The following is a 10,809-nucleotide window of genomic DNA, read 5'->3' as shown; positions in this document are numbered from 1 at the left end:
GTCTGGGGGCGGCGCCCCCAGCGGGGTTCAAGGGGCAGTGCCCCTTGTTCTCTTTCCCCGCCGCTAGCCCACGCTCAAAATCTCGCGCAACGCCTCGGAGATTGCGGCCTGGCTGTACGGCTTGGCCAGCACGCGCAGGATGTTCGGCGGCAGGTCGGGCGGTATGTCGCCGGTGTGCAGGCGGCCGGAGATCATGATGACGGGCAGGCCGGGGTGCCGGGTGAGGATGCGCCGGGCGAACTCCACGCCGTTCACCTCGGGCATGTCGAAGTCGGTGAGCACGGCGTCGAAGCCGCCGGGGTTGTCGTCCAGGGCGCGCATGGCCTCCGGCGCGCTGGAGCGGCCGGTGACCTCGTAGCCGAGCTTGCCCAGCACGCGGGGGATGGTGGCCAGCTGGTCCTGGTCGTCCTCCACGAAGAGGATGCGCCCCTGGCCGCGCCGCACCTGCTCGGGGTGCACGGAATCCAGGCGGCTGGTGCGCTCGTACTTGGGCAGGTAGATGTCGAAGCTGGTTCGCTCCCAGGGCAGGCTGGAAACGGCCACCGCGCCCTTGTGCGCCTTGATGATGCCGTGGACCACGGCGAGCCCCAGGCCGGTGCCTTCGGCCTTGCCCTTGGTGGTGAAGAAGGGGTCGAAGATCTTGTCCAGGATGTCCTGCTCGATGCCGGGTCCGTTGTCGGTGATGGTGAGGCGCAGGTAGGGTCCGGGCGGCAGGGAGAGGCCTTCGGCGGCCTGGGCGTCCAGCATTTCGGCGTGCAGGGTCAGCAGCAGGTCGCCGCCGGTTTCGCGCATGGCCTGGAAGGCGTTGGTGCACAGGTTCAGGAACACCTGGTGCAGCTGGATGGGGTCGGCCAGGGCCAGGGCCGGATCCTGGCGGATGTCCTCGCGCACGCTGATGTTGCGCGGCAGGGAGGCGGACAGGAGGCTTAAGGTTTCGCGCGCCACTTCGGCCACATTCACGTACTGGAAGCCCGCCTGGGACGGGCGGCTGAAGGCCAGGATCTGGCGCACCAGCTGGCTGCCGCGCTGCCCGGCCTTGAGCACGCGCAGGAGGTCCTGGGCCATGTCCGTGCCCTCGGGCGCGTCCATGAGCGCCAGTTCCGCGCTGTTGATGATGCTTGTGAGGATGTTGTTGAAGTCGTGCGCGATGCCGCCCGCCAGGGTGCCGATGGCCTCCATCTTCTGCGATTGCAGCAGCTGGCGCTCCAGGTTGTTCTTTTCGGTCACGTCCTCGGCCGCGCAGAGCAGACCGACCACGGCGCCGCCGGAGTCGTGCAGGGGCACGCGGGAGACCTCCAGCAGCACGGGCCGGCCGAAGCCGTCCTCGGTGTGCCAGGCGGCGCGGTACTGGGCCTGGTTCTTGTCCACCACGGCGTGGTCCTGGCCTTGCGCGGACAGGGCGGATTCCCGGCCTTCGAAGAGTTCCTCGTCGGTCCTGCCCAGTACGCGGCGGGCGTCCTCCAGGCCGAAGAAGGACAGGAAGGAGCGGTTCACGCCCAGGTAGCGCAGGTCGCGGTCCTTCCAGGAAACCAGCTGGGGGATGGTGTCGAGCACCAGCTGAAGCATGCGTTCGCTCTTGGACAGGGCGCGCTCGGCGTTTTCGCGCTGGGTGATGTCCTCCACCACGCCTTCGTAGGCGGCCAGGCGGCCGTCCGGTCCGGCCACGGCGCGCACGTGCAGGAAGGTGGTGATGCGCCGTCCGTCGGGCCTTACGAACTCGCGCCGGTAGGCGGCCACGCCGCCCGGGCCCGTGGCGGCGGAAAGCCAGTTGGGCGCGCCTTCGCCGTCGCCGGAGAGGAAATCCGCGCCGGTGGCCAGCAGGTCATCCAGCCTGTGGAAGCCGAGCATCTCCACCAGAGCGTGGTTGGCGTCCTGCAGGTTGCCCTCTGGCGCGGCGCGAAAGATGCCGAGCACCGAGTTCTCGAAGATGCCGCGGTATTTTTCCTCGGCCTGACGCAGTTCCTCCTGCGCGCGCTTGAGGCCGGAAATGTCGTTCAACACGCCCACAAGGCCCAGAATCTCGCCCTTGGCGTTCAGATAGGTGGCCTTGCTGAGCATGACGGCGCGGTGGTCCTGGCCGGGCAGGCGCAGCTCGGATTCGTACATGCGCACCCCGGCGGAGGCGAGGAGCTCCTTGTCCACGGCGTCGCGCAGGCCTGCCGCGCCCACGTCCTGGCCCGCGCCGGGCTCGCCGATGTCTTCCGGTGCCTTGCCCTGGATGGCGGCGCGGCTGACGCCGAAAAGCCGCTCGAAGGCCAGGTTGCAGTCCTGGAACAGCCCGTGCCGGGTGAGGGAGTAGAGCGGCAGGGGGATGGCGTCCATGAGGATCTTGAGGAAGGACAGCTGGTCGTTGACGCGTTCCTGGATGCGCCTGCGCTGGGTGATGCTGGCCACAAGCAGCACCAGGATGAACAGCAGGGCGGCCAGGCTGACCATGATGGTCCAGAACAGGCCCTTGTCGATGGTGTAGAAGCGGTAGGGCTCGTTGATGATGTCCGCGCCGGAGGGCAGGGCCCCCAGGGGGATGTCGAGCTTGCGCAGCACGTCGTAGTCGAAGGCGTAGGGGTCGTCGAAGCGCGTGATGATGGGGATGTCGCCCGGGTTGGCGCCGGCCAGGATGCGCAGGGCCAGGCTGCCGGCCATGCGGCCGTGGTCCACGCCGCTGTGCAGCTTGCCGCCCACGCAGCCGTGGCCCAGCAGGAAGCGCCAGCAGCTGTACACGGGCAGCAGCACGTTGGCGGAGATGACCTCCAGCACTTCGTCGGCGGCGTAGAGCTTGCCCTCGTGCTCCAGGTACATGGGGATGACGAAGAGCAGGGTGTTCTGGGGCATGGCGTGCAGCCGGTCCAGGATGGTCTCCATGGGCAGGTCGTCCCAGTACTCGAACTCCAGGATGCCGCGCAGGCGCGGGGCCACCTCGCGCAGCTGGCCCTGGATGGCCATGCCGGTGACGGAGCGGTCGCCGATGACGATCATGCGGCTGGCGTCCGGGTGCAGGCGCGCGGCCAGACGCAGGGTGGCCTCGAAGTCCACGTTCTCCACCAGGCCGGTGATGTTGGTCTTGCCCGCCATCTTGGCGGGTTTCAGGTCGTTGACGCCGCAGAAGACCACGGGCAGGCCGGGGAACAGGCGGTCCTGATAGTCCAGGATGAAGTTGTAGGCAAAATCGTCGGAGGCGATGATCAGGTCGAAGTCCGCGCCCTTGAACTTGTCGCGGTAGAATTCGTACAGGGCGCGGGCGCGCTCCGGCGTGGCGAAGCGCTTGGTGTCCATGTACTCGATCTGCAGGTCCACCAGGTACTGCGAGTCCGTGAAAAAGGCGCGCAGCCCGCGCATGATCTCGTCCGACCAGGCGTAGCCGTCGTGGTAGGAGTTGAGCACCAGGACGTTCTTGCGCGGCTTTTCGGCCAGGGCGGAAGACGGCAGCACGGCACCGACCAGAAAGAGCCCCGCAAGGGCCAGGCACAGGGCCAGCCGCCGCACGTTTACAGCCCCAGGCGCGCCAGGTCGTCCACCAGGGCCTGCACCCGGCCGACGGAATAATCGAAGGCCGTGCGCTCGGCGGCGTCCAGCTTGATCTCGCAGACCTTTTCCAGACCGCGCCCGCCCAGCACGCAGGGCACGCCCACGAACAGGCCGGAGACGCCGAACTCGCCCTCCAGCAGGGCGGCGCAGGGCAGCACCCGGCGCTGGTCGCGCAGGATGGACTCGGCCATCTGCACCACGCTGGCCGCCGGGGCGTAGAAGGCCGAGCCGGTCTCCAGCAGCTTCACGATCTCGTCGCCGCCGCGCCGGGCGCGTTCCACCAGGGCCTCGATGCGCGCGGGCTCAAGCAGCTCGGTCAGGGGCACGCCGCCCACGAAGCAGTGCCGGGGCATGGGCACCATGCTGTCGCCGTGGCCGCCCATGACGAGCGCCTGCACGTCGCGCACGCTGACGCCCAGCTCCAGGGCCACGAAGGTGCGGAAGCGCGAGGAATCGAGGATGCCCGCCATGCCGAGCACGCGTTCGCGCGGGAAATCAAGCTCGCGCTTGGCCACGAAGCACATGGCGTCCAGCGGGTTGGTGACGATGATGACCACGGCCTGGGGCGAGTGTTTCTTGATCTCGCGGCAGCAGGAGGCCACCACGTGGGCGTTGATGGACAGGAGGTCGTCGCGCGTCAGCCCCGGCCTGCGGGGCGAACCGGCGGTGACCACCACCACGTCGGACCCGGCCGTGTCGGCGTAGTCCGCCGTGCCCTGCACCTGGGAATCGAACAGCTGCACCGCGGCGGTCTGCAAAATGTCCAGGGCCTTGCCCTTGGCCGAGCCAAGGTTGATGTCCAGAAGCACCACGTCGCCCACGCCCCGGCTGGCGAGCATCAGGGCGCAGGTGGCGCCCACCTGGCCGGAGCCGATGACGGAAATCTTCTTTCTGCGGAAGGGCACGCTCGTTCTCCTCGTTTTGCTTGGACTCGTTGGGCCAGGTTCCGCGTCTACGGGCGGGCCCGTGGGGGACCGGGCGGAACCTGGGACAGGTCTGTCAATTTTGTACGCTTTCCCGCCGTGCGTCAAGGCGCGGCGCGGACTTGGAGCGTTGGACCGCGCGGCGGGAGGAGGAAAGGGCCGCGTAACCGGGCTTGGCCGGGGCGCGTCAGGGCAGGGGCTCCGGCAAGCGGGCCGGAGCAAGGCGGCGGCACGGTGTAAGCCGCCAGAATGCGAAAGGCCGGCCCTCTCCATGGAAGGAGGGGACCGGCCCGATGCGTTTGGAAGTGCGGGAGGCTAGGCCTTGGGGGCCTCGCCCTCCTTCTTGAACACGATGAGCGGGCAGTTCTTGCAGATGTCGGCGCCGGGGAAGGGCTCGCCCAGGCGGGTGATGGCCGCGCCGCCCTTTTCCACCACGCGCTTCTCCAGGCGCTCCACCAGGGCCGCCATGTGGCCGCCGGGAATGGCCACGTTGATCTCGCCGCGCTCGGTCTTGCCGGAGTTGTAGCTGCCGCTGCAGGCCAGGAACAGGTTGGCCTGCTGCTCGTTGTAGGCGAAGACGTTGCCGCCGCAGGCGGCGGAGTTGACGCACATGGACGGGCGGAAGGGGTGCACGTCCTGGGTGGCCATCCAGTCGCCCAGAATATGGTAGGCCTGCATGTTGTCGCAGTAGAAGTGCACCACGTCCGGCGCGCCCACGCTCATGGCCAGGGGGCTCACGGCCACGGCCAGCAGCTTGCCTTCGGGCAGGCGGGGCTTGCCCTCCACCACGCGCTTGGCCTGCTCCGCATCGGTGCAGTATTTCACGTGGCTCTTCACCTCGCCGTCGTCCAGGCCCTTCCAGCCGAACACGAACTGCGCGTTGGTGCAGCCCATCTTTTCCTTTTCCACCAGCACGGCGATGCCCTCCATGCGCGCGCCTATCTCGGCCTGGCAGAAGGTAAGCGGCTTCACGGGCGAGTAGTGGGGCTGATCTTTGCGGAAGGCATCCAGCTCGGCCTGGTCGAAGAAGTATTTGATGGCCACGGGGTAGTGCATGAGCCGGAGCTCGCGCATGAGCAGTTCCTGCATCTTCACGAAATCGGGTGCGGACATGGGGGTCTCCTTTTTCGGCAGCCGCGACCCAGATGGATTGGAGGGGGCAGGCGGGCGCGAACCGAATTTTCTTTGGTGTGTGGGAGATAATGCCCTGGGGCGGTATCGTCAATGCGTACTCGCAAAAGGGAAAAACCGGGCCTCCCGCAGTTGCGAAGGGCCCGGTTCCTGTTTTGCTACGCAGATCGGAGCGCTGATTCTTGTGCCCTTGCGGGCCTGTTCCGGTATCGCGGGCGCCGCCGCGAAGCGCGGGCCTACTCCGGTATGGTCGGCGTCGCCGCGAAGCGCGGCTCATGCAACGGCAGCAGTATGTCCGCCGCCTGCTTCACCTTCAGGATGTTGTCGTAGGCCTGGTAGGAGTTGACCACCGTGCCGCAGGGAATCACCTCCATCTCCATGGCCTTGACCTCCTTGGGCGGGGTCAGGTTCTCCATGATGACGCAGAAGCCGGTGATGGCGGCCACGCCCTTTTCCGTGTCCACCAGCACGGTCATGCCGCCCTCGGTGTGGGCCGGGGTGTGCATCATCCGCACGCCGGGCACCACTTCCGTGTCGCCGGTGAGCACTTCCAGCTGCCCGTTCTCCTCCACGTCCAGGATGTAGTCCTCCAGGTAGCGGTAATCCAGCGGGTGCGGGTCGTGGATGTGTTTCAGCTCCGCCTCGTGCACGTAGATGCGCGCGTTGACGCACTTGTAGTCGTTCTCGCAGTGGTCGTTGTGCAGGTGCGTGTGCACGATGATGTCGATGTCCTCGGGCTTCAGGCCGTACTTCGCCAGGCCGTCCTCGAAGGTGTATATCTTGCCGCCGATGGCGGCCTCGCGCTCCGGGCTGATGATGGGCTGCATCTCGCCGCTGTCCACCAGGATCTTCTTGTCGCCGCCCTCCAGGTACCAGCAGTAGATGGGAATGGTGTAGGGCTTGCCGTAGGCGTGCTGGTAGGTCATCATGCCATGGTCGAAGATCTTCGTGCCCATGACGATGGGGTGTATCTTGAACGTGGCCACGGGGGCTCCTCCTTCAATCAGCATGTGTGCGTGGTTTTGGGCCGGGGTATTTCCCGCAATCGTGGCGGATATGTACCAGAGCCCGGCCCGGCGGGCAACGGGTCGCGCGGAGCTTGTGCCGCCGAAACCCTTGCCATGCAGGGGTATATGGTTATCATTTTCAGAAAGTAAAGGAGACCGCCATGGAACTGAACTTCGAATTCTCCGGGTTCCGCTTCAGCACCGGGCCCGACCCCGAACGGCCGGAACGTGTCATCGTGTCCATCTTCAAGGACGGAGCGCCCTTTGCCGATCTGCACGGCCGGGCCATCACCCGGGGCTTCTCGGCCAAGACCAGCGCCGCGGGCATAGAGGAGTTCTGCCGCCGTTTCGCCACGGACGACGCCTTCCGCAACGAACTGCTGGTGAAGCAGACGCTCAGCTGCTGCTAGGAGCCGGTTCCGCCGCCGTCTCCGCCCCCGCCGAAAGGCGAGGAGGAAGGGGGGGCGGACGGCGTGGCCACGCGCCCCAGCCAGCCCTTGCGCCGGAAGAAAAAGAGCATGGTGCCCACGATGGAGGCCATGACGCCGAGCAGCACGAAGTAGCCGTACTGGGTCTTCAGTTCCGGCATGTGCTCGAAGTTCATGCCGTACAGCGAGGCCAGGAAGCTCAAGGGGATGAAGATGGTGCTGATCATGGTCAGCACCTTCATTATTTCGTTCAGCCGCAGGCTGACGTTTGAAAGGTACAGCTCCACCATGCCGGAGAGCATGTCGCGGAAGGTCTCCACCGTGTCCATCACCTGGATGGTGTGGTCGTACAGATCGCGCAGGTAGAGGATGGTGGCGTCGTTTATGAGCGGGCTGCCGCCCTTTTCCAGCCGGGCCAGCACCTCGCGCAGGGGCCAGATGAAGCGGCGCAGGAACAGGGCCTCGCGCCGCAGGCCGTGGATGGTCTCCAGCTCCTGGGGCGTGGGCGCGGTCAACAGCGCCTCCTCCACCTCCTCGATGTCCTCGCCCATGCGCTCCAGCACCACGAAATAATTATCCACCACTGCGTCGATGAGCCCGTACATCAGGTAGTCCGGCCCGCTTGTGCACAGCTTGCCCGCGCCTGTGACGAGCCGCTTGCGCACCTCGCCGAACACATCGCCGCCGCCCTTTTCCTGAAAGGTCAGCAGCACGTTCTCCTTGAGCACGAAGCTCACCTGCTCGTCGGAGATGGTCTGGCTCTCCTCGTCGTAGCGCAGCATCTTCAAGACCACGAACAGCGCGTCGTCCAGCTCGTCCAGCTTGGGCCGCTGGCCCGTGTGCACGATGTCCTCCTGCACCAGGGGGTGCAGCTGGAACAGCTCGCCCAGGCGGGCCACGCTGGCCGGTTCGTGCAGGCCGTCCACGTTGATCCAGGTGAGGCCGGGCATGGAGACGAAGGGGGCGCATTCGTCGGCGCTTGCGGGGCGCAGCTGGCGCACCTCGCCTCTTTCCGCTCCCTCGGGGATGTGGATGACCTCTATGCCAACGGCTGCGCTGCGCTCCGGACCGATGTAGGTGACGGTTCCGGGCGGCAGGCCCTTTTTGCGGATGCGGCGGTGCAGGGACTCGAACATGTGCGGCCTCCCGGCTGTGGCTGGGCGTTCTTGCGCCCGGGCCGGAGGAAACTCCAGCCCGGGCGCAGCATAGCCGGGAACCGGGTGTGCGTACAGGCCTAGGCTGGACCGTCCGCCGGGGAGCGGGAGCGCGCCGCGCGCCCGGCCCCCGTCGCCTTGGTCTGCCCCAAGAGCACGCCCGCCAGAATGACCCCGCAGGCAGCCGCCTGGGCCGGGGCCAGGGCCTCGCCCAGCAGCAGCCAGCCCGCCAGCACGGCCACCAGGGGCACCAGATTGATGCTGGCCGCCGCCTGGGCCGAGGCCAGCCGCGCCACGGCCTGATTGTACAGGCCAAAGGCCCCGAGGGTCACCACGCCGCCCAGATAGCCCACGGCCAGCCAGGCCTGACCCGGCACGGCGCGGAAGGCGGCCAGGGGCTCGGCCAGCCACGCGGGGGAGGTGGCAAAGGCCCAGGGCAGGAAGAACAGCGCCCCGGCAAAGGCCTGCAACCCGGTGAGCTGCCAGGAATTGTAGCGGCTGGACAGGTGTTTGAGCACCAGCATGTAGCCGCTGGCGCAGCACATGGCCAAAAGCTCCAGCAGGTTGCCCAGGGCCGGATTCGGGGCGGCTTCGCCCGCCGCGCCGGAGAGCGACAGCCAGGCCACCCCGGCCAGGGACAGGCCCAGGCCCAGGAGCATGCGCGCCGAAAGGGCCTCGCGCAGGAAGACGAAGGCCCCGGCGGCCACCAAGAGCGGCACCAGGGAGGAGATCATGCCCGCCTGGGCCGAGGTGGTCAGGCTGACGGCGAAGCCCTCCAGCAGGAAGTACAGGCAGGGCTGGAGCAGGCACACCAGTGCCAGCCACTTGAGGTCGCCCGGCTGGCGGCCGGTTTTGGGCACGCGGCCCCAGAACAGGCTCATGACCAGCGAGGCCAGGGCCATGCGCAGGAAAATCACGGCCATGGGCGCAAAGCCGGTCAGGGCGTACTTCATGGCCACAAAGCTGGTGCCCCAGAGCAGCACGGCTCCGGCCAGGCACAGACGGGGGATGAGGGGGCTCTTGGTGTTCATGGCCGCAACATGCCACAGGGGCGCGCGGGCGTATGGTATGAAATTGCGGTGCCTCAGGCCCGGAGGCTGGCCCGGCACGGCCAGGCGTCGCAGGGGCGGCTGGTCAGGTACTGGCGCGGCGTGGCCCCGGTGAATTCCCGGAAGCAGCGCGAGAAGTGGCTCTGGTCGGCAAAACCAGCGTCCAGGGCGGCCTGGCTGATGGCCATGCCCCCGGCGAGCAGGGTCTTGGCGTGCTCCACGGCCTGCTGCATCTGGAAGGCGTGGGGCGGCAGGCCCGTGGCGGCCTTGAACACGCGCAGGAAGTGGTGGCGCGAAAGGCCGGCCCGGCGCGCCAGCGCGTCCAGGGGCTCGAAATTGCCGGGATTGGCCTCAAGGTGCCTGCGCACTTCCTCCACTCCGGGATTGGCCATTCCGGGGTTGGCCAGGGCGGTCGCGATCCGGCGCGCGGGCTCCACAGTCGCGTGGCGGGCCACCAGCTCGCGCAGGCAGGCCATGAGCAGGGCCTGTTTCTCGTCCGCGGGCGCGCCCCAGACGTAGGCCTCGTGCAGTTCCCGCCAGGCGGAGAAAAGCTCCGGGTCGTCCAGCACGGGCGTTGGGAAATGTGGGGCAAGGCCTTCTCCGCCCGCCGCTCCGGCCAGCCAGCCGGAGGCCACGGACAGGAGCCGGTAGGAGATGCCCGTGGCCGGATCGGGGTTGCAGGCATGGGGCCGCCCGGCCTCTATGATCACGAGCTGCCCGGCGCGGGCCGTGTGCGGCGCGCCGTCCAGATGGAAGCGGGTGCCCCCGGCCTCGACCAGGGAGAGGATGCACTCGCGGTGCGTATGGGTGCGGAAGGCTTTTTGCGTGTACGTGGACGAGCGGGCTTCAATGCCCGGCAGGGCGTCGTCGCGCCAGAAGCGCACGTCTGCGTGGAGCGGCGCGCCGGACATTACCGGGGCTAGCGCCAGCCGCCGCCGTGCTTGGAGGTGTAGATGAGGCGGTTGGTCTTCTCGCTCACAGGCTCGAAGGGGCCCTGGCGGCAGGCCTCGGCGCTTTTGCCGATGCTTTCCAGCACCTGTTCGGTGTAGATCAGGTTGCCCACGTAGAAATTCGGGTTGCTCTCGGAACGGCGCACCTGGCAGACCACGCCGGGCAGGTTGATGGCGCGGAAGCTGGCGCGGTACAGGCCGTCGGAGCCTTTGTGGATCTGCATGCTGTGGCGGCCGCCGAGGATGGTGGCGTTCATGCGCTCCACCTGGTTGCGGGCGAAGTGGGAGAAGTTTTCGTGTTCGCGCACAAGTTCCGCGTCCAGATACGTGGGCACCTCTTGCGCTGGGGCCACGGCCAGGGTGGGCTGGGGCACGACCGGCGCTGCGGCGGGAGACTCCGCCCGGGCGGCCAGGGGCAGCGCCAGGAGGGCGAGCAGGGCGAGGGAACTGATGCGGGCTTTCACGGACATTTCGAAACTCCGGCGAAGGGGGTCGAACAGGGGGAGCGGTTCGGGGCTGCGAGGCATTGTGCCCCGCAGCCCCGCTGAGGTCAAGAGGCTAGTTGCTGCGGATTTCCACGCGACGGTTCAGGTGGCGGCCTTCCTCGGTCTTGTTGTCGAACTTGGGCTCAAGCTTGCCCTT

General features: G+C 67.6%; 9 protein-coding genes. 1 reads left to right on the top strand and 8 read right to left on the bottom strand.

Annotation, left to right across the window (positions count from 1 at the left end; all coding sequences use genetic code 11):
- Nucleotides 1-63: 63 nt before the first annotated feature.
- From VN419_RS00550 to VN419_RS00535, 4 genes are all read right to left on the bottom strand, one after another.
- The gene (locus VN419_RS00550; protein ID WP_325643323.1) at nucleotides 64-3,483 is read right to left on the bottom strand and encodes a PAS domain S-box protein; all 3,420 of its coding nucleotides are present in this window, start codon (nucleotides 3,481-3,483) and stop codon (nucleotides 64-66) included.
- 2 nt (nucleotides 3,484-3,485) lie between these two features.
- Nucleotides 3,486-4,430, bottom strand: a complete 945-nt coding sequence (gene mdh / locus VN419_RS00545; protein WP_325643321.1) for a malate dehydrogenase — start codon at nucleotides 4,428-4,430, stop codon at nucleotides 3,486-3,488.
- Nucleotides 4,431-4,763: 333 nt separating this feature from the next.
- Nucleotides 4,764-5,561, bottom strand: coding sequence for a DUF169 domain-containing protein (locus VN419_RS00540; protein ID WP_325643319.1), 798 nt, complete (start codon nucleotides 5,559-5,561; stop codon nucleotides 4,764-4,766).
- Nucleotides 5,562-5,815: 254 nt separating this feature from the next.
- Nucleotides 5,816-6,565: an N-acyl homoserine lactonase family protein gene (locus VN419_RS00535; protein ID WP_325643317.1), complete on the bottom strand. Its 750-nt coding sequence runs from the start codon at nucleotides 6,563-6,565 to the stop codon at nucleotides 5,816-5,818.
- A 182-nt stretch (nucleotides 6,566-6,747) separates the two neighbouring features.
- Here VN419_RS00535 and VN419_RS00530 point away from each other — a divergent pair, with 182 nt between their 5' ends.
- Complete coding sequence (locus VN419_RS00530; protein WP_325643315.1) at nucleotides 6,748-6,996, top strand: hypothetical protein; 249 nt, start codon at nucleotides 6,748-6,750, stop codon at nucleotides 6,994-6,996.
- On the opposite strand, the gene corA is transcribed toward VN419_RS00530, so the two are convergent.
- From corA to VN419_RS00510, 4 genes are all read right to left on the bottom strand, one after another.
- On the bottom strand, nucleotides 6,993-8,150 hold the full coding sequence (gene corA, locus VN419_RS00525; RefSeq protein ID WP_325643313.1) for a magnesium/cobalt transporter CorA: 1,158 nt from the start codon (nucleotides 8,148-8,150) through the stop codon (nucleotides 6,993-6,995). The genes VN419_RS00530 and corA overlap by 4 nt on opposite strands.
- A 98-nt stretch (nucleotides 8,151-8,248) precedes the next feature.
- A complete protein-coding gene (locus tag VN419_RS00520; RefSeq protein ID WP_325643311.1) occupies nucleotides 8,249-9,199 on the bottom strand; it encodes a DMT family transporter in 951 nt (316 codons plus the stop codon).
- A 53-nt stretch (nucleotides 9,200-9,252) separates the two neighbouring features.
- Entirely contained in the window at nucleotides 9,253-10,128 is an 876-nt protein-coding gene (locus VN419_RS00515) for an AraC family transcriptional regulator (RefSeq protein WP_325643309.1), read from the bottom strand.
- Between the two features lie 8 nt (nucleotides 10,129-10,136).
- Nucleotides 10,137-10,637, bottom strand: a complete 501-nt coding sequence (locus VN419_RS00510) for a hypothetical protein (RefSeq protein WP_325643307.1) — start codon at nucleotides 10,635-10,637, stop codon at nucleotides 10,137-10,139.
- Nucleotides 10,638-10,809 lie beyond the last annotated feature (172 nt).

It is taken from the genome of Humidesulfovibrio sp. (assembly GCF_035560995.1).
Lineage (GTDB): Bacteria > Desulfobacterota > Desulfovibrionia > Desulfovibrionales > Desulfovibrionaceae > Humidesulfovibrio.
This window is presented reverse-complemented; position numbering and strand designations above follow the sequence as displayed.